The sequence below is a fragment of the Chitinophaga solisilvae genome (assembly GCF_009928525.1).
Classification (GTDB): domain Bacteria; phylum Bacteroidota; class Bacteroidia; order Chitinophagales; family Chitinophagaceae; genus Chitinophaga; species Chitinophaga solisilvae.
Genome location: NZ_JAABOK010000011.1, coordinates 215,168 through 241,533, shown reverse-complemented (window position 1 = coordinate 241,533; position 26,366 = coordinate 215,168). Strand labels below are relative to the sequence as shown.

The following is a 26,366-nucleotide window of genomic DNA, read 5'->3' as shown; positions in this document are numbered from 1 at the left end:
TTCAGATCATATAAAAGAACAACAAGATGAAACTTAGTGTACTGGATCAGTCGCCCATCAGAAAAGGCAGCAACGCCACCGAAGCGTTGCACGAAAGCGTGGAATTGGCGAAACTGGCTGACAAGCTGGGTTATACACGCTATTGGTTATCGGAACATCATAATACAAAAAGCCTGGCCGGCGCTTCACCGGAAATATTAATTGCCAGGCTGGCCGGCGTCACGGAACGCATCCGGCTGGGATCGGGCGGTGTCATGCTGCCCAATCACAGTGCCCTGAAAGTAGCGGAGAACTTCCGGCTGCTGGAAGCCATGTATCCCGGCAGGATAGACCTTGGTATAGGCCGCGCCCCTGGCGGCGACCGCGTAACGGCGCATTTGCTGAACCCTTCCAACACCTTCGATCCGAAAGAATTTGTACAGCAGCTCGTAGATCTGCAAGCATGGCTCACCGACACAGCCGCACCCGGCTCCATGCAGGAAAAGGTGAGAGCCATTCCTTCTATTCCTACCACCCCCGACCTCTGGATACTTACCTCCAGCGGGGAAAGCGGCCTGCTGGCTGCCCACTTCGGGATGGCCCTTTCTTTCGCCCACTTCATTTACCCGGTTGGCGGCCCTCAGGCGGTGAGCAACTACCGCAAACAGTTTAAGCCTTCCGCCTGGCTATCCGCACCCCAGGCCAGCGTAGGCATATTCGTGTTCTGCGCCGACACCGAAGAAAAGGCTGCACAACTCCAGGCCGTTATGGATTATCGCCTGCTTAGCTTTGAAAAAGGTCGCTATGACCTCAACATCGACTACGCCGATGTGAAGGATATCACCTACACACCGGAAGAGCAGCAACGTATCCAGGCCAACCGCGGCCGTATGGTAGCCGGTACGCCCACCCAGGTAAAAGCGCAGCTGGAGCAGCTCGCCGCCGCCTACGACGTGGATGAACTGGTCATCGCCACCATCACCCCCGATCATGCAGACCGCCTCCGTTCCTACGAACTGCTGGCGCAGAGCTTCGGCATCAGATAATCATTTACGGATTTTGGAATTTTGGAATTTTGAGATTTTAAAAATGCAGCAAATATTTACACAATGGTCTTCGCTGCATTTTCAAAATCTCAAAATTCCAAAATTCCAAAATCCGTAAATGTTAATCAAATCTCAAATAATCAAATAATAAAATAACCATATATTTGTAGCGTCTTACCATAATCCAAATGCCTATGAAGAAACTGTTTATTGGCGCAGCTATGCTGGCCGCTGTCATTACTGCGTGTTCCAAAAAAGATGATACCAATACCGGCAGTGGTAACCCGGATAACAATACACCTGTACCTGGCGTGACCAAAAAGGATACGCTGGCAGTTTACAAAGACATTGAATTTGACATCTCCCCTGACAAGGATAAATATGGAGTAGCCTTTTCCACGAAGGAAGGAAAGGTATATCTCCGCAAAAACCTGCCTGCTGACGGCAGCAAGATAGACCTGGTATTTGCAGATGTGGATCCGGCGATGCTCTTCTTCAGCAGCCCTGACAACAAAAACCTTACGGTAAAGATTACCGGCGCCACCACCACCCTGTTCCGGAACTATCCTTCGGCGAACGAGCTGGATCCTGCTAAATTTGATACGCTGTCGCACGTAGCTGCCCTGAATAACCTGTTTACTGCCGCCGACAACGGCAGCTTCCCCATGACCTACAAGGGACTGGTACTGTTCAAAAATGCCGCCGGCAAATTCGGGGTGATGAAAGTTACCGCTATCAATGCGGAAAGGGTGCAGGTGACTATTAAGACCCAATTGTAATTAATAATTATGAATTAATAATTATGAATTATGAGTTAAAGGGAGAAGATCCAAGCGAATAACTATTCTATTATTCGCTTGGATCTTCTCCCTTTAACTCATAATTCATAATTCTTAATTCATAATTATTAAAAATAAGTTAGTAAGCGGTAAAAAACAGGAAGGAATCCTCCTGCCTTCACCGCTAAATTTGCAGGTGATCATTTAAACTATTGTATCCGTGAAAGTAGGATTATTTATACCGTGTTACATAGACCAGTTTTATCCGCAGGTGGGTATTGCCACGTTGCAGCTTTTACGGAAGCTGGGATGTGAAGTGGAGTATCCGCAGGGACAGACCTGTTGCGGACAGCCGATGGCGAACAGCGGTTATGAGCATCTGACGCATCAGTGCAACAGCCTGTTTATTGAGCATTTTGCCGGATATGATTATATAGTGGGGCCTTCGGGCAGCTGCGTGCTGCATATCAGGGAGCACCTGCATGATGCGGAGCAGGAGCCGGCAGCGGCCGGCATACGATCACGGATATACGAACTGACGGAATTCTTAACGGATGTGCTGAAGGTAACGTCGTTGCCTGCACGGTTTCCCTGTAAGGTAGGCCTGCATCAGAGCTGCCACGGGCAGCGCGGCCTCGGGCTGGCGCAGATGAGCGAGCTGGTGGCAGCGCCTTTCTCCAAACCTTTACAGCTGCTGCAGATGGTGGATGGAGTAGAGCTGGTAGAGCTGGACCGCAAAGATGAGTGCTGCGGATTCGGAGGTACTTTCTGTGTAACAGAAGAGGCCGTGTCTGTCAAGATGGGAAAAGACCGTGTAGCCGATCACGTTAAACATGGCGCTACCGTGATTACCGGTACGGATGTGAGCTGCCTGATGCACCTGGAAGGTATCTTACGCCGCGGGCATCAGCCGGTGAAAGTGATGCATATTGCAGAAATCCTCAACCAGACAACAGATGAACAGGCAAACAGCTGACCACGCCACGCTGGCGGATAAATTCAATGAAAATGAACCACGTGTCAACTGGCACGATGAAACGTTGTGGTGGGTGAGAGCCAAGCGCGACAAACAGGCATGGAGCATTCCTGAATGGGAACAGTTACGCGAAGCTGCCTCGCAGATCAAGTTGAATGTGCTGGGTAACCTGCACGGCTACCTGCTGCAGTTCGAGCAACAGGCACGGCAGAACGGCGCAATAATACATTGGGCCGCGGATGCTGCCGAGCATAATGAAATAGTGACCGCTATACTGAAGCAGCATGGCGTGAAACGGATGGTGAAGAGTAAGTCCATGCTCACGGAAGAATGCCACCTGAACCCGCATCTGCAGGCCAACGGCATTGAAGTAATAGATACCGACCTGGGAGAACGCATTGTACAGCTGGCAGATGAGCCGCCCAGCCATATTGTGCTGCCCTGTATACATAAGAAGAAGGAAGAGATAGGGGAGCTGTTTCATGAACACCTGGGAACACCCGCCGGCAATGCTGATCCGCAGTTGCTGACTGCGGCGGCACGTGCACACCTGCGTAAGGAATTCCTGGCATCCAGGGCTGCGATCACCGGTGTGAACTTCGCAGTAGCGGAAACGGGAGAGATGGTGGTTTGCACCAATGAAGGCAATGCCGATATGGGGGCGCACCTGGCAGATGTGCATATAGCCTGTATGGGCATTGAAAAAATTATTCCGCAGCGTAAACACCTCGGGGTGTTTTTGCGGCTGCTGGCGCGCAGCGCCACCGGCCAGCCCATCACCACCTATTCCAGTCATTTCCGTACGCCCGTTCCCGGTAAGGAACTGCATATTGTGCTGGTAGATAACGGCCGCTCCAGGCAGCTGGGCAGGGAAGATTTCCGTAACTCGCTGAAGTGTATCCGTTGCGGGGCATGTATGAACACCTGCCCGGTATACCGCCGCAGCGGCGGGCATAGCTACCATACTGCGGTAGCAGGACCAATAGGCGCTATCCTGGCGCCCAACCTGGATATGAAGGATTATGCAGACCTGCCTTTTGCTTCTACCCTGTGTGGCTCCTGCTCTAATGTTTGTCCGGTGAAAATAGATATACATCAGCAGTTGTATAAATGGCGGCAGGTATTGGTGAAGGAAGGGCATACCACTGCGGGGAAAACTGCAGGGATGAAGATGATGAGCGCTGTGTTATCAAAGCCCGGTACCTTTAAAAGAGCGGGGAAGATGGGACGCTGGGTGATGCGCGCCTTTCCGGGCATGGTGAACAACCGCCTGAACCCCTGGTACAAACAACGTGATATGCCTGCACCGCCGAAACAATCTTTTGCAGAATGGTATGCAGCGAATGAAGAAAAAAAGTAACCGGATATTTATCGTAGTAATCAGATAAGTATCGTAGTGTCACAAAAAAAATAATGATGAGCAGCAGAGATAAAATATTAAGCGCCGTAAAAATGAATCAGCCTGAGCAGGTAGCATTGCCTTCGCTGGATGGTCTGCGCGGCGCTATGCCAGCTACTTTGGACGCCTACCGTAAGGTGCTGGAAAGCCTTGGTGGCAGCTTGTTTGAGATCAGCGATGAGAAGGAGATCCCTGCTTTGCTCGCGCAACATTATCCAGAAATGAAGCGGGTGATAGCAGCCACATCAGGAGAACGGTCATGGATACACGAAGATCCGCATATGCTGGAGGATGTGGATATGGCTGTTATCCGCGGACAGTGGGCCGTGGCGGAAAATGGCGCTGTATGGGTCACAGAGGAAGAAGCGCCGGTGCGCGTACTGCCTTTCATCTGTCAGCATCTGGCAATCGTTATCTCACGGGAACGCATCCTCGCAACCATGCATGATGCATATGAAAAAATTGGTTTACCCCTCACCGGCTTTGGCGTATTCATTGCGGGCCCTTCCAAAACCGCTGACATAGAGCAATCCCTCGTATTAGGCGCACATGGCGCAAAGAGTCTGGTTGTATTCGCATTGTAATCTTCCCGTTAATCTTTTAATTTTTTCAAAAAATTTAGTTGAAATCGTAAACACTTTACCTAACTTTAGTTCGAAATTTATTGTTTCTACTAAAGTTGGTATGGTGTTTGTTTCTTAACGCCCGTCTGAAAAAGACTTTAGTAGTTTGATTATTGAACCATATCGCGAACTTTAGTTAACCGGAAAAACCGAAGAACCATGTATCAAAGTGTTAAGACCTTAGCTATGCCAGCGGGCAAATGTTTGAGAAATAATAAATATAGCAGCAGTCTCGAGTATGATAAGCGGTTGAAACTGCCCGGCGTTGGCAGTTGTTGCTGCTAGTATCCCTTTTCGTATATCCCATGTTGTTAGTAGTCCGAATCTGCCTGAAATACAGGCCGGGTAAGACTGCCAGGGGATTGTATTTTCAGGTTGGGTCCTTACTGTCACATCAGTTACTGTTCACAGGGAAAGTCATCTTTGAAAAGTTTATGTTTTTTAAAATTGTTTACTTTTTCATAATAGAGATGTCAAAATTTAGTGTTTACTTTGCATGAACTTTGAAAACCATATCATGCGAGTTTGTAACTGAAATCTGATTTGTAGGTAAAGACGCCGACTATGAAAACCCGGAAAGGGCGTCGCTTATAAAATAGACGAGCATATATTTAATAACCATATCTTATCATTGAAACCTATGGTGCACAGATCATCATGGATTACCCCGTCATGGCTTATTTTGCTCTTAGACCTTGGGTGCTCCGTTCTCGCCATCAATCTGGCCTTTCTGCTCAGACTTAACTTTGAGGTAGAAACGCTCTACCGATATCCCCTGAAAGAAATTTCCCTCCTCGTAACAGGCGTGACCCTGATACTATCACTGATACTGCGTACTTACCGCGGTATTGTCAGACATACCAGCCTTGCAGACATAGGTAATATCGCCTGCATGAACATCATCAGCTGCTGTATGCTGGTCAGCATAGGCTATAGTCACGTGCTGGATGCAGATGCCAACCTGTTTCCATTGTCAGTAGTCCTGATTAATTTCTTTATAGGCTCCTTCTTCCTCTTATCGTACCGCCTGCTCGTGAAATGGGTGTTCAAATATTACAACAATTTCCGGGCAGTGAACAGAACACGTGCGGCCATTTATCATACCGGACATACCAGCCTTATGCTGCGTAAGGCTATTACAGACAATCCCGGTTCCGATATCCGTATTGTGGCCTTCCTGGCAGATTCAAAATCTCATGCCGGTAAATCTATTGAAGGCCTGCCGGTGTATGTTTCCCGCAAAGGTCAGTTGTTCAAAATGGCCCGTCAGGGTAAAATCTCCCTGCTGCTGATTCCGGATGACCACCTGGATATGCCGCACCTGAATGAGCTGGTGGAAGAATGTATCTCCCTAAACATTCGTGTACAGAAAATTATTTCCGTTGATCAGTGGATCGATGGCGCACATAATAATGGTATTCAATTGAAAGATATTAATATAGAGGACCTCCTGGAAAGGTCTGTGATCAATATCAAGAATGAACAGCTGAGTGAGGAACTGAAGGGAAAGAGTATTCTTGTAACCGGTGCTGCCGGATCTATCGGCTCTGAAATTGTACGCCAGGTCATCAAGTATGAACCCAGTGTGATTATACTCTGCGATAAGGCGGAATCGCCGCTGCATGAACTGGAGCTGGAGATGCTGGAGAAAGGCTCCGATGTGCCCGTTATTCCGTACATCGGTAACGTATGCGATAAAGTACGTATGCAGCAGCTGTTTGAAGTATATGCACCGGCTATCGTATATCATGCTGCTGCCTACAAGCATGTGCCTATGATGGAAAAAAATCCTTCCATCGCAGTTATGAATAATGTGCTGGGAACTAAAATCATGGCGGAACTCGCAGTAGAATTCGGTGCAGAGAAATTTGTGATGGTATCTACCGACAAAGCCGTGAATCCTACCAATGTAATGGGGGCATCCAAACGTATTGCTGAAATCTTCACACAATCTTTCAATAATTCCATAAACGAGCATTTCAAGCAGACAGGCCCCATATTCGGCCTGCCGCCTACACGTTTTATCACTACCCGTTTCGGCAACGTACTCGGTTCCAACGGGTCTGTCATTCCACGTTTTAAAAAGCAGCTGGAGAGCGGCGGTCCGCTCACCGTAACGCATCCGGAAATCACCCGTTATTTCATGACCATCCCCGAAGCCTGCCAGCTGGTGCTGGAAGCGGGCGCTATGGGACAGGGCGGCGAAATATTTGTGTTCGATATGGGCAAACCCATGAAAGTGGCAGACCTCGCCCGGAAGATGATCCGCATGAGCGGAAAGGAACCCGGCCGGGATATTCAGATCGTTTACTCCGGATTAAGACCGGGAGAAAAACTGTATGAAGAACTGCTCAACAACGCAGAAAATACCCTGCCTACCTATCATGAAAAAATACTGATTGCCAAAGTACGCAGCTACAGCTTTGCAGAAGTAGACGCGAGAGTCAGCGAACTGATTGCCTCTGCGCAACAGCATTACCTGACGCCTACCGTGGCGCTGATGAAAGCGCTGGTACCGGAATTCATCAGTAAGAATTCTGCTTTCGAAGAACTGGATAAAGACAAAATAAAACTGTAATAAAAGATGAAGTTATTCAAGCGGGAAAATCGCTCCCTGTTTTTTAAGTGTTTAGGTGGTAATAGCTGGTCTGACTGGAGCATGATGGCTGTGTTGAGCATATGCCTGTTTTCCTGTGCTGCGCCTAAGAATATTACTTATTTCAAAGATCTGCCTGATACATTGAACAACCGGGAGGTAACACAGGCTGCCTTTAAAACACCGGTAATACAATCTGATGATATTCTGCAGGTGAGCATCCAGACACTGGACCCCGCAGCTACCACCTTACTGAACCAGCAGAACACCGCCAGCTGGCCGGTAACAGGAAATTCCAGCCTGCAGCCAGCTGCAGCCAACAACGGCGTTGCGGGTTACCTTGTTGACAAGGAAGGAAACATCGTACTGCCGCTGGTAGGCAAGGTGCTGGTAAAAGGATTATCCACTGACCAGGTACGTGATACCATCCGGGCAAAGGCGGCTGAGTACTACAAAGACCCGGTGGTAAACGTACGTTATGCCAACTTTAAAATTACTGTGCTGGGAGAAGTAAACCGCCCCTCCACCTACGTGATGCCCAATGAAAAAGTCACCCTGCTCGATGCATTGGGTGTTGCCGGAGATCTTACCATCTACGGGAAAAGGGAAAACGTACTCCTCATCCGTGAAAATAACGGCAGGAAAGAATTTGCGCGGTTCAATCTCAATAACAGCAACCTGTTTACTTCTCCGTATTTCTACCTCCGTCAGGGAGATGTGGTTTACGTGGAACCGAATAAATCAAAAGCTGCTTCAACTGATATGGCACAGGTAAAACGGATTTCTATCATGGCCTCAGTATTATCACTGCTGATTGTTGTTGTGTCGAGAGTAAACTTCTAAGTTTTTTTAAGGTTTGATTATGCAGGAAATTATTAAACATAACGGCATACACCTGAACGGTAACGGGGTGGATATGCCGGTCGAGAGCAAAGACAATTCATTTAATCTGCGGATGATACTGGATCAGTTTCTCGCATACTGGTACTGGTTTGCCATCTGCCTGATCGTGGGTGTACTGGCGGCCTGGCTCTACCTCCGCTATGCAGTGCCCCAGTATAAAGTGGCCGCTAAAATACTTGTTCAGGATGAACAGAAGGGAGGAAATGCTCCCGGTGAAGAATTACTGTCACAGCTGCAGATATTCAACAGCAAAAGTAATGTGGACAATGAAGTAGAAATTATTAAGTCGCGCTCCCTGATGGAGAAGGTGGTAAAAGACCTGCAACTGAATGTAACCTACTACACGGAAGGCCGGGTGAAGAAAACGGAGGAATTCAGCCGTATGCCCTTTACTTTCCGGTGGCTTAACCTGAAAGATTCTATCGGGAAAGGAATTACTTACAAGCTCAGGGCTACAGATGCAGGATACGCACTGTCAAAGCCAGGGTACGATCATGATGGCGCCTGGGGCGATACCTTGGTACTGCCGGAAGGTACCCTGCATATGCAACGTAACCGCGCATACGAAATGAGCAGCGAACCATTTCTCATCAACGTGGTATCTGTTGATCAGGCAGTATCTGACTACCAGAAACTGCTGGAGGTACGCGTTCCCAACCTGCAGGTGAGCACCGTGGATCTGACGCTGACCACCACCATACCGGATAAGGGAGAACTGATCCTCAACCGGCTGATGGACTTCTACCAGCGTTCCAGCGTGGAAGCCAAAAACAGGATTGTAGACAGTACCATCGCCTTCGTGGATAACCGACTGGTAATCGTGAGCCGGGAGCTGAGCGGCGTGGAAAAGGAAATACAGTCATTCAAACAGTCCAATGAACTGGCTGACCTGACGGAGCAATCCAAACAACTTATCCAAGGCACCGGTGAATTTACAAAGCAGCTGACAGACCAGCAGGTACGCCTCAGTGTTATCAATACCCTGGAAGAATATATCGGCGACGAGAAAAACAACAAACGTATTGTTCCCGCGGCCATGATTATGCAGGACCCTACGTTTATGTCGCTGGTAGAAAAGTATAACAACCTGCAGATGGAACGGGAACGCCTGCTCATGGCCAATACCGCCTCCAACCCGGTAGTGGTGAATACAGACCGGCAGCTGGCCGGCCTGCGGGGAGACCTGAAATCTAACCTGTCCACTATCAAAAGAGGGGTAGAGGTCAGTATCAGCGAGCTGAAATCCCGTGCGGGCAGCCTGGACAGCAAGATAAGGCAGGTGCCTGCAAAGGAGCGTATCTTCCTGGACTTCTCCCGTCAGCAATCCATCAAACAGGAATTGTACCTGTTCCTGCTGAAAAAGCGTGAGGAATCAGCTATTTCCAAGTCATCCAATCTGGCGGTTGCGAGGGTGATAGACAGTGCCAAAACCGCTGCCCTGCCATTCTCTCCCAAACGTCCGCTGATATATCTGCTGGGACTGATGTTCGGGGTGATATTCCCGGCAGGCTGGCTGTATCTGCGGGATACGCTTAACCGCCGCGTGAGCCGCAAGCAGGATATTACCAACTATACGCCGGTGCATATACTGGGTGAAATAGGCCACAGCTCCTCCAGGGAATTGATTGTAGCCCAGCAGGGGGCCACTTCCGTGATCGCAGAACAGTTCCGCGCCATGCGTACCAATCTGCAGTTTATTTTAGCAGGTAAGGAAGAAAAGGTAATACTCCTGACTTCCAGCATGAGCGGCGAGGGAAAAACCTTTGTATCAGTGAATCTGGCTGCAGTACTGGCTTTGTCAAATAAAAAAGTGGTACTGCTGGAAATGGATCTGCGCAAACCCCGGATATCTCAGCAGCTGGGTGTTCCCAATAACATCGGATTCAGTACTTATGCCGCGGGGCAAACGCCATTGGAGGCCCTGATTCGTCCTTCGGGTATTCATGATAACTGCAGTATTATTTCTTCCGGACCATTACCACCGAACCCTTCAGAATTATTGATGCTGGAAAGAACGACTCAACTGTTCAACCGGTTAAGGGAAATGTTCGATTACATCATTATTGATACAGCACCGATAGGTCTGGTTACGGATGCACAGCTGCTCGCAAGGCAGGCAGATGCTACACTGTATCTGGTAAGACAGGGATACACCTTTAAAGATCAGGTGCAAATGACAAGGGAGCTGTATTACTATAAGAAACTTCCCAAGCTGAATCTTATCGTGAATGATGTGAAGGCAGATGCCGGCAGCGGTTACGGATATGGTTATGGCTATGGATATGGTTATGGCACAGAGAATAACCGGAAAGGTATGTTCAGGAAAATCAAAAAAACTTTCTCAAAAGTATAATTAATCAAATTGTATTTCAATTAAAAAAGCAGAATATGAATCAGCAGGATGTAAAGATTGCTATTGTCGGATTAGGATACGTAGGCTTGCCTCTGGCAGTGGAATTCGCCACCAGATACAACACAGCCGGCTTCGATATCAACCAGGGAAGAGTTCAGCAACTTAATGATGGTATAGACATCACTCTGGAAGTAGAAGGTGATAAGCTGAAAAGTGTACTGAAAGACGGAGGAGCCCCGGGCTCTGGTCTGTTCTGTACCTGCAGCCTTGATGGTATCAGGGATTGCAATTACTATATCGTTACCGTGCCAACACCGGTAGACAAACATAATAAACCAGACCTTACCCCACTTTACAAAGCCAGTGAAACCGTTGGTAAAGTACTGAAGAAGGGTGATGTAGTAATATATGAATCTACGGTATATCCAGGTGTAACGGAAGATGAATGTATACCGGTACTGGAAAAGGTTTCCGGCCTGAAATTCAATGTGGATTTCTTCGCCGGTTATTCTCCGGAACGTATCAACCCGGGGGACAAGGAACATACTGTTGCCAAAATCAGGAAGGTAACTGCAGGTTCCACCCCTGAAATAGCGGAGAAAGTAGATGAACTGTACAGATCCATTATTACTGCCGGTACTTTTAAGGCTGCTTCAATCAGGGTTGCGGAGGCTGCAAAAGTAATTGAAAACTCTCAGCGCGATATTAATATCGCTTTCATGAACGAACTGGCAAAAATCCTCAACCGCCTTGGTATTGATACCAATGATGTGTTGAAAGCTGCCTCCACCAAATGGAACTTCCTGAACTTTAAACCCGGTCTTGTAGGTGGTCACTGTATAGGGGTAGATCCCTACTACCTGGCCCAGAAAGCACAGGAAACAGGTTACCATCCTGAAATCATCCTCGCCGGAAGACGCCTGAACGACGGTATGGGAGAGTACGTAGCGCATGAAGTGGTGAAGCTGATGGTAAAGAAAGATATTGCTATTAAAGGTGCTAAGATTCTGGTGCTGGGAGTAACTTTCAAGGAGAACTGTCCGGATGTCCGTAATACAAGGGTAGTTGATATTCTCAATACTTTATCAGGATACGATACAGATATTACTATTTATGATCCCTGGGCGAAACCGGAAGAAGTAAAACACGAATATGGATGGGGAGCTATTAATCAGCTCAACGGACACCGTGATTTCGACGCTGTTATCCTGGCCGTTGCCCACCGCGAATTTGAGACGCTTGAGATTAACAGGTTATGTAAATCCAATGCAGTGGTATATGATGTAAAAGGCGTATTGCAGAAAGAGGCTGTAGACGCAAGATTATAGCAGCAACTTTAACGAAAACCATGTACAAGAAACCATATCATACTGAAGACCTGAGCCGTAGCTCCTTCCTGGTAACAGGCGGAGCCGGGTTCATAGGCAGCCATATCGTTGAATACCTCCTGAAAAACGGCGCCGGTAAAGTGCGGGTGCTGGATAATTTTTCAACAGGATCCAGGGAGAACCTTGCCCCGTTTGCAGATAATCCTGCTTTTGAACTGATGGAAGGCGACATCCGCCACGCGGAAGATTGCAGTAAGGCAGTGGCAGGAATGGATTATGTAACCCACCAGGCTGCGCTCGGATCGGTACCCCGCTCCATCAACGATCCCATCACCACCAATGATGTCAATATCAGCGGCTTCCTCAATATGCTGGTGGCCGCACGCGATCATAACGTGAAACGCTTCGTGTATGCCGCCAGCTCCAGTACTTACGGAGATCATCCGGGGCTGCCCAAAGTGGAAGACCGGATCGGAAATCCGCTTTCTCCCTATGCCGTCACAAAATATGTCAACGAACTATATGCCGCGGTATTCTCGCGTACATATGATTTTCATGCGGTCGGGCTGCGTTATTTCAATGTATTCGGACCCCGGCAAAACCCGAAAGGGCCGTATGCCGCAGTGATACCATTGTACATGGAAGCGGCGTTGGAACAGCAGGCGCCTTTCATTAACGGCGACGGAGAAACCAGCAGGGACTTCACCTTTGTTGAAAACGCCGTGCAGGCCAATATCAGGGCGCTGCTGACGGAAATCATAGACAGGCATGAAGTGGTGAACATCGCTTTCGGGCAACGTACCACCCTCAATGAACTGTGGCAGGAAATATGCAACATCACCGGTATTGAACTGGCGCCCATCTACCGGGAAGAACGCAAAGGCGATGTAAGACACAGCCTGGCAGATATCTCCAAAGCTGCAACACTGATTGGTTATAACCCGGCAGTTTCCGTACGTGAAGGTCTGAGAATAACCGCCGGCTGGTACCGGCTGGCTGCGGACCACTAACGGAAACGGCTAACCGCTAATACAAACACCATTACTATGAATACCAGTCAACGGAGCAATAGTCTCAAAAAAAACGTGTCCTGGATGTTTATCGGTAACGGAAGCTACGCTTTTGCCCTATGGGTACAACTTTCGCTGGTAACTAAATACTGTGGCCCGATGGACCTGGGTACCTACACCCTGGCCCTGGCAGTAACTGCGCCCGTATTTATGTTTACCGGTCTGAATCTGCGGGCTATCCAGGTCACCGATGTGAAAGGAGAGTGGCGCTTCGCTGATTACTTCACCCTGCGGCTCTTCTCTGTTATCCTGGGGCTGCTGATCATCGGCGGCTATGCACTGCTTTCAGATACACACGCCATCGCCATCTTCCTTTGCATAGGATGCCTCAAGGCAATTGAAGGCTTTGCAGAAGTATTCAACAGCAAGCAGCAGCTGCACGAACAAATGAAAAATATAGCGATATCGCTGATGTTGAAAGGACTCAGCGCTACCATATCCATCGCTGTGGGCGTATACTTTTTTCATGCCCTCCATATAGGATTACTCCTTGCCATTTTTACCAATTTCTGTGTATTATTTTTTAATGACTACCGGAGATGCCTGCCGCTTATCAGCGGGCAACCACTTTTTGAAATAGATATGCCCAGCCTGAAAGCATTGCTGATAAGGGCTTTGCCGCTGGGTATCGTGATGTTCGTCATCTCTGTGAATACCAATGTGTCCAAATATTTTGCGGAATATTTCCTGGGCACCGCCGAACAGGGCGTGTATTCTACCATTTCTTACCTGATTGTACTGGGCAATTTCGTGAACATGGCCATCGGACAGTCGTTCACGCCCAGGCTCAGCAGGTATTATGCAGACGGGCAGCTGTCGCAGTTTATCAGACTGAAAAATAAATTCATGCTGATCAGTACCGTACTCGGAGCAGGGCTGTTCCTCGGCTCCCTGGTGCTGGGAAAGCCACTACTGACAATGCTTTTCAGCAAGCGCATTGCGGAATACCATCAGCTGTTTACATTGGTGATGTTTGCCGGCATATTCGTGTACAACGCATCTGCCCTGGGTTTTACCCTCACCTCCATGCGCATTTTTAAGGTGCAGCCCTACATCAATCTGGCTGTACTGGCGGTGAATTGCATCAGCAGCTATTTCCTGATAAAAAGTTACGGACTGTATGGTATCACCTATGCATCCGTACTGGGATTTGCCACCCAGCTGATAGTCACCTGGTTTATTATCAGAAAACACCTGAAAGAAAAAAGCAACACAGCAGCAGCTGCAGTAACGCATACAACAACAGCATTGGCCGGAGAAGTTTTGTAAGAAATTAAAGGATGAAAGAAATGAAAGCACTGCACATATTGGCAAGACTGGACAGGGGCGGGGTAGAAACCTGGCTGAAAGACGTATGCCTGAACCTGGAGGGAACGCCGCTGAAAATCGACTTTATGCTGATGAAAGGTGGCAAGGGCGCATACGACGACGTGATTGCCGCCAGCGGCGCTCAGTTGTATTCCCTGCCCCTGCAGCGCAAAAATATTTTCAGCTTCGTATGGAAATTTTACCGGCTGATTAAAACACAACACTACGATGCGGTACACTCCCATGTGCACCACTTCAGCGGATTCCTGCTGTTCATCGCCTGGCTGGCAGGGGCGCGCTGCCGCGTGAATCACAGCCATACGGACTCGCGTATACGAAATGCAAAGGCAGGCAGGCTGAAACGGATGTATATCAAAGTATCACACCTGTTCTCAGATCTGTTCTCCACAAAGAAAGTGGCCGTTTCTCCGGAAGCCGGTATCGCCCTGTTCGGCAGCAAGAAATTTACCATCCTGAAACTGGGAATAGACCTCAGCCGCTTCGGACAGGCTAATCCTGCCTTCCGCCGGCAGATATTGCAGGAACTGCACATCCCGGACAATGCCCTGATTATAGGGCATGTGGGCCGTTTCATGGAAGTGAAGAATCATCGGTTCCTGATAAACGTGTTCAGCGAAATACTGGGAGAGAACAACAACGCCTGGCTGCTCCTCATCGGCGCAGGGGATCTCCAGAACGATACGGCCAGACAATGCTTTGAGCTGGGTATCGCAGACAGGGTGAAGTTCCTCGGACTACGCGGTGATGTCCCCGATTTTCTCAGAAATGTTTTCAACGTAGTAGCTATGCCTTCCCTCTTCGAAGGCTCGCCGGTAATACTGCTGGAATCCCAGGCCGCCGGTGTACCCTGTGTGGTGTCCGACGGCATTTCCGCTGTAGACCGCCCCATCCCGGAACTGTTTACAACGTTAAGCCTGAATAACCGCAAGGAATGGATAAGAAGTTTGCAGGAAGTCACGCCCGCCAATGATGCGGTAAAGGCGGCGTGCTACCTGCGTATGGTCAACAGTGATTACAGCATCGCCAGCTCGGTGAATGCACTCATTCAATTATATGCAGCGAAATGAATAGTTTAAAAGCCATCATCATACAGATTGTATTCATCCTCGTGATATTCACGGTGTCATCCTTCATTTATGACGCCGGTATCCAGGAATTTGAACTGACGTTATCTTACCTGATCGTCATACAGTTTGCATGGCAATCGCTCAACTTCTTCCGGTTGAACGATACCGTGGTGAGCATCTTCTACTTTTTCCTGCTGGCAGGCATGCTGTTCAACGGTGGTGGATTCTTCGTGAAAATATTTAATCCGACCGAATACTCATTGATGACAGAAATTACGGATCTGGCTGTAAAGCGCGACACCATTATATTTGTGGCGTTGTGTTTTTCCTTCCTCTATCTCGGCGCACTGCTCTATCTGAATCACGGTAACCTGAAATCAGTGAAAACCATTGTCTACAATCAGCCGGTATATATCCGTACCTTCCGCGTAGTAGGTTTTGCACTGCTGGCGGTTTCCATCGTATTTGAAATGAGCTATATGATGGATTCCCTGCAGGTGGCGATGGCCAACGGTTACTACGCCCTGTACGGTATGGAGAAAGTGTATGGGGTAGACTCCGTGCCGAAGATTCTGCGCGACTTCTACATTCCGGCCTTGTATATTCTCTACTGGTGCGATGTAAACAGCGGTAATAGAAGAAGCCTGATATGGATGATTATGATTTTCGTGCATTGCATGCTGCTGTTTATGATCGGCTTCCGCGGCCACTCCATTATGCCCGTACTGGGATTTGCCATCCTGTACGACAGATGTGTGGCACGCATCAATATCCGCAAGTCTTTCATTATCGGCGCAGCCGTATTGTTCTTTGTATTCCCGCTGATTAAAAACTACCGCAACGCAGCCGATAAGCCAACCATGGAAGCGGCCCTGGAATACCTGGGCGACTCCTTCCGGGAGCTGGCCATCCTCAAGGAAATGGGCAGCAGCGTGAAAACCGTCGGATATACCCAGACACTCGTGCCGGCGGAAAGAGATTACGCCTACGGCTCCGGATACTTCTGGGCCATGACCAGTATTTTTCCCAACATATTTACTAACGGAAAACATCCGGCTATTGAGAACGCTCACTACAGCCAGTGGCTGACAGAACGCGTAAACCCGCATGCTGCTGCAGCCGGCGGCGGTGTGGGCTATTCATTTATCGCGGAAGCATATATGAACTTCTCCATCTTCGGCGTATTCTTTATGGTGTTGCTCGGTTATATGCTCGTGAAACTGGACGTATTTGTCATGCAGAAAAATACCCGGCTGATACTGGCGGCATCCTTTACTTCATTCTTCCTGATGTATGGCAGAGGCGAGTTCCTGTTTGTGGTAAGAAGCCTGCTGTGGTATTCCATCGGACCTTACCTGCTGTACAAATTTCTGTTACAGCGGGCCATTAAACCCAAACTATTTCAACGCATAAATGCATAAAAGCTTTTTATTATGACCAATATTTTGATACAGGCATGGGTGGTGCATAAAGCAGGAGATCAGTATTATCTGCCATATACCAACTGGGTTTATCTCAGTGAAATAGTAAAATATTATGATGACGTTTGCCTGCTTTCACCGGTAAAACAGGATGATACCGCCGAAGAAACAGGACTGCTGCCGGTAGGCCGGTTCAGTAACGTACGCGTTATCCCCCTTCCTTACGCGGAAGGCTATATGAACCAGGTCAGACATCTTTTTTCGTATAACCGTGCCTATAAAAAACATGCCGCAGGCTTCGACTCCGTGTATGTCAGATACCCATCTCCCTGTGGCTGGCTGAGCAAACGCTATTTCAGGAATAAACGCCGCATCGTGCATTTTGTGGGAGATCCCATTGATGCCGCCCGCAATAATCCGAATTTCAGCCTGCTGAAGAAAACAATGCTGATTTCCTTTTTTCAGCCGGAACACCAGGCTTACCTGTGGGCCTGCAAAGGCGCAAAGGTATTCACCAACGGCACACACCTGCAGCAAAGACTGGCAGCGCAACGTGTAAATGCTACTGCCGTTGTTTCCAGCACACTGGATGAAAACGACTTCTTTCTGGATGAACAGCGGCAGCTATCACAGCAACCGCTGAAACTCCTGTATGTAGGATATCTGCGTAAGGCCAAAGGTGTGGAAGTGGTTATCAGGGCTTTTCATGAATTGCTGCAGACGAAACCCGACGCCACACTGACGATCGTAGGCTCAGGCGATTTTGAAAATGACCTGAAGACACAGGCCGCTCAGGCAGGCATCAGCAATAAAATCAATTTCGTGGGGCATGTGGACAAACGCAATCAATTAAACCGCCTGCTGAGAACACATGATGTGTTTGTTTTTGCCAGTCTGTCGGAAGGCTCACCCCGCGTAATTCTTGAGGCAATGGCCAATGGTATCAATGTCATCAGCACACCGGTAGGATCGCTGCCCGGTATGTTCAAAAATGAAGAAGATATCCTGTTTGCGGATTTTAATGATCATACAGATTTTAAGAATAAAATCATCAGCCTGACTACGGATGATGCGCGTGCCGCAAGCTTACGGAAGAATGCATTTAACAAAGTGAAAGAAGTAACGATACAGCAGTTTATCAGGAAAATATTTTATGAATCCTGATGCTGGTATTAATCAGACAACTATGACAATTATCTATCTGCACCAGTATTTTTCTTTGCCCAGCACCGCCGGCGGAACGCGTTCCTATGACCTGGCGAAACAGTTTCAGCAGCAGGGGCACCGGGTAGTGTTTATTACCAGCAGCGCTTTCCTGAAGGGAATGCCGCTGTCCGGTAAATGGACCGTTACACAGGTAGAAGGACTGGAGCTGCATATTCTTCAGCAGGAATACAGTAACAAGCTGAGTTTCTTCAAACGCATACTGGTATTTCTGCAGTTTCTGATAGCTGCTTCAAAGCGGGTACTGCACATAAAAGGAGAAGTGGTGATTGCTACCTCCACTCCGATTACCATTGCCATCCCTGCGCTGGTAAAGCGCTGGCGGCATAAAACGCCTTTCATTTTTGAAGTGAGGGACGTATGGCCGGAAGTTCCTATAGCCATGGGCGTTATAAAGAATAAATGGGTCGTGAAGGCGCTGAATGCCTTTGAACGCATAATTTACAAGCGTGCGGCGCATATCGTGGCTTTGTCGGACGATATGAAGGCATCTATCCTGAAACGTACTGCTACACCGGCGGAGAAGATTACGGTCATACCCAATATTTCAGAAGTAAAACGATTTGAAGCGTTTGATCCGGAGAAGAAAATGCTCACTGATCTGCTGGGATTCAGGCCGCAGCGCAGCGTCTTGTATGCCGGTACCATCGGAATGGTGAACGGGCTCCGGTATATGCTGGACCTGGCTGTACATACCAAATCCATCGATCCGGAAATAAAATACCTGATTATCGGTGATGGTATGGAAAAGGATGCCCTGCTGAAATATGCGGCAGATCAGCAGTTGCTGGATCAGAACGTTTTCTTTTTACCACCGGTGCCGAAATCCAGTTTGCCGCAACTGTACCATGAATGCACCGTAGCTTCCTCATTTGTGATTCCGGTCCCCGAGTTGTGGGCTAACTCCGCCAATAAATTCTTTGATAGTCTGGCGGCCGGAAAACCCATGCTCATCAACTATCGCGGCTGGCAGGCCACTGTGCTGGAACAGGAGAATGCTGGCATCGTTTTGGCGGAGGATGTTTCCTGTATAAATACAGAAGCCCGGCGTTTTACCGGGTATATCAATAATGCGGCATTATTATCTGCCCAGGGATTAAACGCTACCAGGTTAGCCCGTGCAAACTATGCGCTGAATATTGCTACACAAAAATATTTAGAGGTAATCAAAATGAGTGCATCATGAAAAACCGATTAGTGCAGGCGGGTATCGCCATGTCTTTATTGTGTATTACTCTCTCTGCTGCGGCGCAGCTGAACAGCAACTTTAAGTACCGCAAACTGCCTGCAGCCTATATGAAAAAGGGCGGCAGCGTACAGGCTTTTGCTGCTGCGGCGCCTGCCGCAAAAAGTATGAAAAGCGATGCTGCCGGCGTATTTGATCTGACTACCCTGTTACCCAGAGGATATGTGAAAGACGGCTCTGTGGATTATACGGATCAACTGCAGCAAGGTATTCAGCAACATGAGGATGTGATGTTTCCCGATTTTCCGGTAGCTGTAAATGCAAGGGGGCTTACCCTGCGCAGTAATACCAGCGTGCGTTTTCAGCCAAACTCTAAACTGCTGCTGTTACCCAACAGCAAGGAAAATTATGAAGTGCTGCGCCTGCATCAGGTGAAACAGGTGAAAGTGTATAATCCTGTTATCACCGGCGACCGCAAAGCGCATCAGGGCAGCGGCGGACAGTGGGGGATGGGCATCTCCGTGAGAGGCTCGCAGGATGTGACGATTGTCAGCCCGGTGGTGTCCGACTGCTGGGGAGATGGTATCTACATCGGGGATATCAGCGGGAAATGCAGCAGCAACATTATCGTGAATGACGCTATGCTGGACTTCAACCGCCGTAACGGTATCTCCGTTACCTGTGTAAATGGTCTGCAACTGAACAGGCCCGTGATTTCCAACACTTCCGGTACCAATCCTAAAAGCGGTATCGATATAGAACCTAACAGCAATACAGATGTGATCGATAATATCAGCATCAACAGTCCGGTTACTTTCAATAATGGTAGCGCCGGAATAGTTGTATCGCTGGGGAAGCTGACGGGTAAAAGCCTGAAAGATGTAAATATCACAGTCAGAAATCATATTGACGATGGTTCATTTATCGGGTTCTATGTGTACGGTACAAAACGTGAGCTGCCGCAGCCAATGAAAGGCAGTATCAATGTAGAGAATCCGGTATGGAAGAACTGCCAGAAGAAACCTTTTCTGTACAACTCTGCAGATTATGGCGTAAGTACAAAACTGAAAAATGTGGAAGTAAAGAGAACAGAAGCCAGCAGGGAAGTAACTGATAATAATGCGCTGATGAATATCCGGAAAGAAGCAGCACAGCAGAAAGTGCAGGTGCAGTAAGCATTTCCGGCAATCGTCCGATATCTTTATAAAAACCATATCAATTGAAGCCTTACCAATTTTTCTTCAAGCCGTTAACCGATGGCGCAGTAGCCCTGTTGGGGCTACTGTTATTATCTCCTGTTTTCCTGATACTGGTATTGTTGCTGAGTATAGCCAACAACGGGAAGCCGTTTTTCTTCCAGGCACGTCCCGGCAGGAATGGCCGCATCTTCCGGGTAATCAAGTTTAAAACCATGAATGACAGGCGCGATGCCGGTGGTATGCTGCTGCCGGATCATGAGCGTCTGACAGCGGTGGGCAGCTTTGTGCGCAAAACATCCCTGGATGAAATTCCGCAGCTCATCAATGTGTTGAAGGGAGATATGAGCCTGATTGGTCCGCGGCCGTTACTGGTGGATTATCTCTCTTTATATTCTCCGCGGCAGGCGAGAAGGCATGAGGTAAAACCCGGTATCACCGGATGGGCGCAGGTCAACGGCCGCAATGCCATCAGCTGGGAACAGAAGTTTGAACTGGATGTGTGGTATGTGGATCATATCAGCCTGTTACTGGATATACGGATTCTGATAATGACAGTGATAAAGGTATTTAAGTCGGAAGGAATCGCACAGGCAGGGCATGTGACGACCGAGAAATTTACCGGTACTGTTAGCGTGTAGCCAGCAACGTTAGTAAAATATTAACCATATAATTATTGTTAACTATGAATGAAAAGATCTGGCTTTCCTCGCCGCATATGGGGGAGAGCGAACTGAAGTTTGTCAACGCGGCGTTTGAAACCAACTGGATTGCGCCACTGGGGCCAAATGTAGATGGATTTGAAAATGACCTGAAAGCATATCTCAAAGCGGGTGATGTGGCAGCATTATCTTCCGGTACTGCAGCGCTGCACCTGGCGCTGATACTGGCAGACGTAAAAGCGGGCGACGAAGTTATTTGTCAGAGCATGACCTTCTCCGCTTCCGCCAATCCGATTGTATACCAGGGCGCAACGCCGGTGTTTGTTGACAGCGAAACGGATACCTGGAATATGGACCCGGTATTGCTGGAAACAGCTATCAAAGACCGTATCAGCAAAGGCCGGAAGCCAAAAGCCATTATTCCCGTGCATCTCTATGGTATGCCGGCAAAGATGGAAGAGATACAGGCGGTGGCAGAAAAATATGAAATCACCGTGATTGAAGATGCGGCGGAAGCACTCGGATCTTTATATGATAACCGCGCCTGCGGCACATTGGGAGAATATGGTGTGCTGAGTTTCAACGGTAACAAAATTATTACGACCAGCAGCGGCGGCGCTCTGGTAGGTCATAATCCGCATGCGCTCACGAAAGTGCGCTTCCTCGCTACGCAGGCCAGGGACCCTGCGCCGCATTATGAACATAGCCACATCGGTTACAATTACCGGATGAGTAATGTTACTGCCGGTATTGGCAGAGGCCAGATGGAAGTACTGGATGAAAGGGTAAGGCAACGCCGCGCCAATTACAGTTTTTATGAAGCACAGCTGCAAGGGCTCCCCGGTATTGAATTTGTGGCAGAACCTGCGCGGATGTTCAGCAACCGCTGGCTCAGCACTATCCTGGTGAACCCGGAAACAAGCAACGGGATTACCCGGGAAACCATCCGCCTGGCGCTGGAAAAACTCAATATTGAATCCCGGCCGCTGTGGAAGCCAATGCACCTGCAGCCGGTATTCTCCGGAGCGCCGGCCTATGTAAACGGTACCGCTGCCCGCCTCTTCGAAAACGGGCTTTGTCTGCCCAGCGGTTCCAATCTCACTACAAAGCAGCTGACAGCTACCGTTGATTGCATTAAATCACACTGGCAATAATATTCCATTCCACGTTTTGGTCCGTGCCATTCATCAAAGCAATTATTGCAAAGATGTCTGGCACTTTTTTTTACTGTCGCCGGAAACAAGCCACCGGCAAGTGTATGCGCGAAACGCTTTTTGAACAGGTACGATGAAAATATGATTCCCTCTCTTCATAATCAGTTGTCCGAACCAAGAGGGGACTGAGCCGAAAGGCCGGTCCCCTTTATGTTTTCATACGATTATATTTTTTCTTACTGTTATATTTTTTGAACAAACAATAATGTTTTCATGTTGACAGTTATTAAATAATCGTTCGGGGATAAAATTAATATGTACATTTGTGTTCATGTGTTATTGTTTATGTGAAAGAAGTTAATAGATCTATAATTTCCTAATGCGCTCAAATACTTAACCATTCTGATATTGATTGCCGGTAGCATATTTGCCAGCGAACATTGGCCGGATTTCAGAGCAAGCACTTAATTTATGGCTGCAGTGAAAAACCTATTTGTAAGAAAAAATTTCTTGACGATGCTGCTATGGCTATCCTTTTTGTCTTTAACGGATATCCATGCACAGGATGTTATTATCCGTAATCCTTCCCTTGAAGGGAAGCCCAAAGCTGCCACCGCCCCGCCGGAATGGACGATCGCAGCTAATTCGCCCGACATTCAGCCGGGCACCTGCTGCAACATTATGAAGCCTGCCGTGAACGGCGATACCTACATCGGGCTACTCGCTACAGCAGAATGGGATGAAGGCATCTCCCAGCAACTGAATGGTGTACTCAAGGCGGGCATCACCTATGCGCTGTCTTTTGATATGGCTTTTCCGGTAGATTATTTTAAGCAGAAAGTATGTAACGGAGGTCTTGCCATATACGCCGGTAACGGTTCGCAGGCTAAAGGGGAGCTGTTGTGGAAATCGCCCGTATTCACGCATACGGAATGGAAAAGATATAACATCATCTTTACACCGAAGGCAGACTACCACGTGTTTTCCCTGTTCAGTTATCACAGCAGCGACTGCAACAATGGTCGTCTGGCGGGTATACTGGTGGACAACCTCTCGGCCAGCGTACTGGAAACCCCGCGGCTGTCGCTCTCTTCACAGAACACCTGCCAGGGAGAAAGTACCGGCATTGTTCGTGCAGCCGTTACCGGTGGTACCGGCCCCTGTACTTACCTGTGGAAGCCTGGCGGACAAACCACCAGCCAGGTGACCCATCTGCCGGCAGGTAACTACGAGGTAACAGCTACTGCCCGTAACGGTACCACCAGCACCGGGCAGATAACCGTGATGGAAACCATCCTGAAAAATGATATCCTCATCACACCCTCCCGCTGCTCCGGTGATAACAACAATGAAATAGCGCTGACGACCAGCGGCGGCACACCGCCGTATCATTATTTCTTCAACGGCGGAGGTCATCCCACGGAAACACCGCAGTTCAGGAAGCTCCGCCCCGGCAGCTATCAGGTAAAAGTAAAAGATGATCCGGGTTGTTCGGTAACACTGAATGATATCCGGGTCGTAGAGCCATTACCGTTACAGATAGCACACCAGGAGGTAAAGGATATCAGCTGCAGCGATACCCGCGATGGCCGGATCTCCCTCGCCATAGCCGGGGGCACCATGCCTTACCTGTTTAAACTGGAACTGGGCAACTGGCAGTCAGACAATGCCTGGTCCCAGCTCAACGAGGGCCGCTATTATTTCCAGGTGAAAGATAAAAATGAATGTGAGGTACGCGGCAATGCTGAAATTATCCGCAACCAGCGGCAATGCGCGGTATATGTCCCTACGGCGTTTAGCCCTAACAGTGATGGCCTGAATGATGTGTTCCGCTGCCGCGTGAATGATGATGTACGCGATTTCCAGCTACAGGTATTTAACCGGTGGGGGGCTGCCGTTTTCCGGAGCAGCAATCCGCAGGATGCCTGGGATGGGGCGCAGCAACCTGCGGGCAGCTATATTTGGGTACTTACCTATACAGACAGCCGGCAGCAGGCCCGTAAGCAGCAGGGGAGCCTGACGCTCATCCGCTGACAGCTAATCCAGATGGGTGAGGGTATTGTTTTTAAACGGGTATTGTTCCAGTGTTTTCAGCAGCTTCCGGTTCTCCGGAATTTGACACAGGGCATGCATATGCTTATCGTGGTGCAGGTCAGTGCCGATAAAGTCAATCATCTTCTGCTCCATTAATTTTTCGGCGGCCTGTTGTACGCTTTTACCATAGTACCCGGTAAGGGAGAGCAGGTTCACCTGCAGCAGGCATCCCCACTGCTTAAACTGTTCGTAGGCGGCAAAGTTTTTATGACAGTAGTTATATCTCTCCGGATGAGCAAGCACAGGCACATAGCCCTGGGCTACCAGCTCAAACAGCCACCGGTGCATCTGCGGAGGGGCCATGATAAAAGATACTTCCACCAGCACGTACCGGCCGCTGAGGGTGAGCAGCGGTGACTGCATCAGCAATTCAAACTGTTCGTCCATATAATATTCAGCGGCATACCTGAACTGCAGCTCCGGATGTTGTACCGAGAGTACGCGCATGACTTCCTGATAAGGCCCTGCCAGCGTTTTGACAGAGTTAGGATACCGGTCCATCATGATATGCGGTGTGGTAACAATTTTCCGCAACCCCATTTCCTGCAGCTGCCGTATGAAACGCAGGCTGGTATCAGCATCCGGCACGCCGTCATCCACGCCCGGTATGAGATGGGAATGTATATCTGTTTCTATCGCTGATAAAAATGGGGTGAGTATTTTATGGCTTTCCTTTTTTTTTCCAAAGAAGAACATGGCAAAAATTTCTTTTAATGAATGAACGCTTGGGATTTTCCAGGCTGGTTGCTCAAAATCTTTGCCAGTTGAGGTCCGGACTATTATCTGCCTGTCTGTTCCAGTGTTATAATGCTATTAATTTTACAATTTCTTCCAGGTATTGCTGATCGGTGGTATCAAAGTGATCCGGCAATTCGCTGTCAACATCCAGCACACCGGCCACTTCCCCGTTTTTGAACAACGGTACTACAATTTCTGATTTGGATAAACTGCTGCAGGCGATATGTCCGGGAAATGCCTCCACGTCCGGCACTATAAGGGTCGCCGCCTGTGCCCAGCTGGCGCCGCATACGCCCCTGTTCTTACGGATACGGGTACACGCAACCGGACCCTGAAAGGGGCCTAATACCAGTTCTTCCTGTCTGACAAGATAGAACCCCACCCAGAACCAGCCGAACTGTTCTTTCAGCGCTGCGGCCACATTAGCGAGGTTAGCCACCAGATCCGGTTCCCCGTCCAGCAATCCTTTTATCTGCGGTATCAGTGCCTGATATTGTTCCGCCTTACTGCCCTTTGCTATCTGTAAATCCTCTGCCATTGTTTCTTTTTTCTGTAAAAATACAGTAAATCCGTATTTGTAATTTTTTTCTCTATTCAGCGTTATTATTGTATATTTATTTAGGTAACCATTAGAGAGTAGACGATTAAAGATCTGTATTTTACTGCCAGCTAACATTTATTAAATATCTTTGTTACGCTATGAATTTACCTGAAGTAATATTAGTGACAGAATCCGATGAGGCTATAGGGACAATGGAAAAAATGGAGGCGCACCGTAAGGGCCGGCTGCATCGTGCTTTTTCAGTGTTTGTAATGAATGATGCGGGAGAAATGTTACTGCAACAGCGTGCGCTGGATAAATATCACTCACCCGGGTTATGGACAAATGCCTGCTGTAGTCATCAGCTGCCGGGAGAACCCACACTGGCCGCCGCTCACCGTCGCTTACAGGAGGAAATGGGTTTCGACTGTCCGATGCAGGAAATTTTCACGTTCACATATAAAACAGTATTTGACAACGGACTTACTGAGCACGAATTTGACCACGTGCTGCTGGGGACTTTCAATGGTGCTATCGTCCCCGATACAACGGAAGTAAATGATTACCGGTATTTGCCAGTACACCAGGTACTGGAATTAATGGAACAGGAACCTGCTACCTTTACGAGTTGGTTTCACCTCGCGTTACCGAAGGTATTACAACACCTGAACCTACCTGTCACAACAGGACTGTAATTCGCTT

Annotated in this window: 22 protein-coding genes; 20 read left to right on the top strand and 2 right to left on the bottom strand. The window is 48.5% G+C overall.

The features are described 5' to 3' along the window. Positions 1-26 precede the first annotated feature (26 nt). The 19 genes from GWG06_RS22395 to GWG06_RS22305 all read left to right on the top strand — a co-directional run bounded on the left by GWG06_RS22395 (position 27) and on the right by GWG06_RS22305 (position 24,325). Complete coding sequence (locus GWG06_RS22395; protein WP_160716120.1) at positions 27-1,025, top strand: LLM class flavin-dependent oxidoreductase; 999 nt, start codon at positions 27-29, stop codon at positions 1,023-1,025. A gap of 194 nt (positions 1,026-1,219) precedes the next feature. Then, positions 1,220-1,804 carry a hypothetical protein gene (locus tag GWG06_RS22390; RefSeq protein WP_160716118.1) on the top strand — a complete coding sequence of 195 codons (585 nt, stop codon included), beginning with the start codon at positions 1,220-1,222 and terminating at the stop codon, positions 1,802-1,804. Between the two features lie 220 nt (positions 1,805-2,024). Beyond that, the gene (locus GWG06_RS22385) at positions 2,025-2,780 is read left to right on the top strand and encodes a (Fe-S)-binding protein (protein ID WP_160716116.1); all 756 of its coding nucleotides are present in this window, start codon (positions 2,025-2,027) and stop codon (positions 2,778-2,780) included. Continuing rightward, complete coding sequence (locus GWG06_RS22380; RefSeq protein ID WP_160716114.1) at positions 2,761-4,140, top strand: lactate utilization protein B; 1,380 nt, start codon at positions 2,761-2,763, stop codon at positions 4,138-4,140. The genes GWG06_RS22385 and GWG06_RS22380 overlap by 20 nt, the downstream gene beginning before the upstream one ends. Before the next feature lie 53 nt (positions 4,141-4,193). Further along, positions 4,194-4,763, top strand: a complete 570-nt coding sequence (locus tag GWG06_RS22375; protein ID WP_202183092.1) for a LutC/YkgG family protein — start codon at positions 4,194-4,196, stop codon at positions 4,761-4,763. Positions 4,764-5,442: 679 nt separating this feature from the next. After that, entirely contained in the window at positions 5,443-7,380 is a 1,938-nt protein-coding gene (locus tag GWG06_RS22370; RefSeq protein WP_235938488.1) for a polysaccharide biosynthesis protein, read from the top strand. Between the two features lie 6 nt (positions 7,381-7,386). Next, positions 7,387-8,241, top strand: a complete 855-nt coding sequence (locus GWG06_RS22365) for a polysaccharide biosynthesis/export family protein (protein WP_160716112.1) — start codon at positions 7,387-7,389, stop codon at positions 8,239-8,241. Positions 8,242-8,260: 19 nt separating this feature from the next. Next, on the top strand, positions 8,261-10,654 hold the full coding sequence (locus tag GWG06_RS22360; RefSeq protein ID WP_160716110.1) for a GumC family protein: 2,394 nt from the start codon (positions 8,261-8,263) through the stop codon (positions 10,652-10,654). 35 nt (positions 10,655-10,689) lie between these two features. Then, positions 10,690-11,982, top strand: a complete 1,293-nt coding sequence (locus tag GWG06_RS22355; RefSeq protein ID WP_160716108.1) for a nucleotide sugar dehydrogenase — start codon at positions 10,690-10,692, stop codon at positions 11,980-11,982. Positions 11,983-12,002: 20 nt separating this feature from the next. Continuing rightward, complete coding sequence (locus GWG06_RS22350) at positions 12,003-12,992, top strand: SDR family oxidoreductase (protein ID WP_160716106.1); 990 nt, start codon at positions 12,003-12,005, stop codon at positions 12,990-12,992. A gap of 36 nt (positions 12,993-13,028) precedes the next feature. After that, entirely contained in the window at positions 13,029-14,321 is a 1,293-nt protein-coding gene (locus tag GWG06_RS22345; protein ID WP_160716104.1) for a lipopolysaccharide biosynthesis protein, read from the top strand. Positions 14,322-14,341: 20 nt separating this feature from the next. Then, positions 14,342-15,448, top strand: a complete 1,107-nt coding sequence (locus tag GWG06_RS22340) for a glycosyltransferase (RefSeq protein WP_160716102.1) — start codon at positions 14,342-14,344, stop codon at positions 15,446-15,448. Beyond that, positions 15,445-16,869, top strand: a complete 1,425-nt coding sequence (gene wzy / locus GWG06_RS22335) for an O-antigen polysaccharide polymerase Wzy (RefSeq protein ID WP_160716100.1) — start codon at positions 15,445-15,447, stop codon at positions 16,867-16,869. Before GWG06_RS22340 ends, wzy begins: the two co-directional genes overlap by 4 nt. Before the next feature lie 12 nt (positions 16,870-16,881). Next, complete coding sequence (locus GWG06_RS22330; RefSeq protein WP_160716098.1) at positions 16,882-18,033, top strand: glycosyltransferase family 4 protein; 1,152 nt, start codon at positions 16,882-16,884, stop codon at positions 18,031-18,033. A gap of 22 nt (positions 18,034-18,055) precedes the next feature. Continuing rightward, complete coding sequence (locus GWG06_RS22325) at positions 18,056-19,279, top strand: glycosyltransferase family 4 protein (RefSeq protein WP_160716096.1); 1,224 nt, start codon at positions 18,056-18,058, stop codon at positions 19,277-19,279. Further along, a complete protein-coding gene (locus tag GWG06_RS22320; protein WP_160716094.1) occupies positions 19,276-20,454 on the top strand; it encodes a right-handed parallel beta-helix repeat-containing protein in 1,179 nt (392 codons plus the stop codon). Before GWG06_RS22325 ends, GWG06_RS22320 begins: the two co-directional genes overlap by 4 nt. A gap of 44 nt (positions 20,455-20,498) precedes the next feature. Next, positions 20,499-21,116, top strand: a complete 618-nt coding sequence (locus GWG06_RS22315) for a sugar transferase (RefSeq protein WP_160716092.1) — start codon at positions 20,499-20,501, stop codon at positions 21,114-21,116. A gap of 44 nt (positions 21,117-21,160) precedes the next feature. Continuing rightward, entirely contained in the window at positions 21,161-22,291 is a 1,131-nt protein-coding gene (locus tag GWG06_RS22310; RefSeq protein ID WP_127041394.1) for a DegT/DnrJ/EryC1/StrS family aminotransferase, read from the top strand. 516 nt (positions 22,292-22,807) lie between these two features. Then, on the top strand, positions 22,808-24,325 hold the full coding sequence (locus tag GWG06_RS22305; RefSeq protein ID WP_160716090.1) for a T9SS type B sorting domain-containing protein: 1,518 nt from the start codon (positions 22,808-22,810) through the stop codon (positions 24,323-24,325). A gap of 3 nt (positions 24,326-24,328) precedes the next feature. Here GWG06_RS22305 and GWG06_RS22300 read toward each other — a convergent pair whose 3' ends face one another. Together GWG06_RS22300 and GWG06_RS22295 are read right to left on the bottom strand one after the other, a co-directional pair. Next, positions 24,329-25,081, bottom strand: a complete 753-nt coding sequence (locus tag GWG06_RS22300; protein ID WP_127044530.1) for a tyrosine-protein phosphatase — start codon at positions 25,079-25,081, stop codon at positions 24,329-24,331. A gap of 106 nt (positions 25,082-25,187) precedes the next feature. Continuing rightward, positions 25,188-25,661 (bottom strand): GAF domain-containing protein, encoded by a 474-nt coding sequence (locus GWG06_RS22295; protein WP_127044529.1) that lies wholly within the window; start codon positions 25,659-25,661, stop codon positions 25,188-25,190. A gap of 161 nt (positions 25,662-25,822) precedes the next feature. On the opposite strand from GWG06_RS22295, the gene idi reads away from it, so the two are divergent. Continuing rightward, positions 25,823-26,359 (top strand): isopentenyl-diphosphate Delta-isomerase, encoded by a 537-nt coding sequence (gene idi / locus GWG06_RS22290; protein ID WP_160716088.1) that lies wholly within the window; start codon positions 25,823-25,825, stop codon positions 26,357-26,359. Positions 26,360-26,366 lie beyond the last annotated feature (7 nt).

What these genes read in the sequence shown, in the direction of transcription:
- GWG06_RS22395 (WP_160716120.1), top strand. Translation starts at nt 27, where the DNA reads ATGAAACTTAGTGTACTGGATCAGTCGCCCATCAGAAAAGGCAGCAAC.
- GWG06_RS22390 (WP_160716118.1), top strand. Translation starts at nt 1,220, where the DNA reads ATGAAGAAACTGTTTATTGGCGCAGCTATGCTGGCCGCTGTCATTACT.
- GWG06_RS22380 (WP_160716114.1), top strand. Translation starts at nt 2,761, where the DNA reads ATGAACAGGCAAACAGCTGACCACGCCACGCTGGCGGATAAATTCAAT.
- GWG06_RS22375 (WP_202183092.1), top strand. Translation starts at nt 4,194, where the DNA reads ATGATGAGCAGCAGAGATAAAATATTAAGCGCCGTAAAAATGAATCAG.
- GWG06_RS22370 (WP_235938488.1), top strand. Translation starts at nt 5,443, where the DNA reads ATGGTGCACAGATCATCATGGATTACCCCGTCATGGCTTATTTTGCTC.
- GWG06_RS22365 (WP_160716112.1), top strand. Translation starts at nt 7,387, where the DNA reads ATGAAGTTATTCAAGCGGGAAAATCGCTCCCTGTTTTTTAAGTGTTTA.
- GWG06_RS22360 (WP_160716110.1), top strand. Translation starts at nt 8,261, where the DNA reads ATGCAGGAAATTATTAAACATAACGGCATACACCTGAACGGTAACGGG.
- GWG06_RS22355 (WP_160716108.1), top strand. Translation starts at nt 10,690, where the DNA reads ATGAATCAGCAGGATGTAAAGATTGCTATTGTCGGATTAGGATACGTA.
- GWG06_RS22350 (WP_160716106.1), top strand. Translation starts at nt 12,003, where the DNA reads ATGTACAAGAAACCATATCATACTGAAGACCTGAGCCGTAGCTCCTTC.
- GWG06_RS22345 (WP_160716104.1), top strand. Translation starts at nt 13,029, where the DNA reads ATGAATACCAGTCAACGGAGCAATAGTCTCAAAAAAAACGTGTCCTGG.
- GWG06_RS22340 (WP_160716102.1), top strand. Translation starts at nt 14,342, where the DNA reads ATGAAAGCACTGCACATATTGGCAAGACTGGACAGGGGCGGGGTAGAA.
- wzy (WP_160716100.1), top strand. Translation starts at nt 15,445, where the DNA reads ATGAATAGTTTAAAAGCCATCATCATACAGATTGTATTCATCCTCGTG.
- GWG06_RS22330 (WP_160716098.1), top strand. Translation starts at nt 16,882, where the DNA reads ATGACCAATATTTTGATACAGGCATGGGTGGTGCATAAAGCAGGAGAT.
- GWG06_RS22325 (WP_160716096.1), top strand. Translation starts at nt 18,056, where the DNA reads ATGACAATTATCTATCTGCACCAGTATTTTTCTTTGCCCAGCACCGCC.
- GWG06_RS22320 (WP_160716094.1), top strand. Translation starts at nt 19,276, where the DNA reads ATGAAAAACCGATTAGTGCAGGCGGGTATCGCCATGTCTTTATTGTGT.
- GWG06_RS22310 (WP_127041394.1), top strand. Translation starts at nt 21,161, where the DNA reads ATGAATGAAAAGATCTGGCTTTCCTCGCCGCATATGGGGGAGAGCGAA.
- GWG06_RS22305 (WP_160716090.1), top strand. Translation starts at nt 22,808, where the DNA reads ATGCTGCTATGGCTATCCTTTTTGTCTTTAACGGATATCCATGCACAG.
- GWG06_RS22300 (WP_127044530.1), bottom strand. Translation starts at nt 25,081, where the DNA reads ATGTTCTTCTTTGGAAAAAAAAAGGAAAGCCATAAAATACTCACCCCA.
- GWG06_RS22295 (WP_127044529.1), bottom strand. Translation starts at nt 25,661, where the DNA reads ATGGCAGAGGATTTACAGATAGCAAAGGGCAGTAAGGCGGAACAATAT.
- idi (WP_160716088.1), top strand. Translation starts at nt 25,823, where the DNA reads ATGAATTTACCTGAAGTAATATTAGTGACAGAATCCGATGAGGCTATA.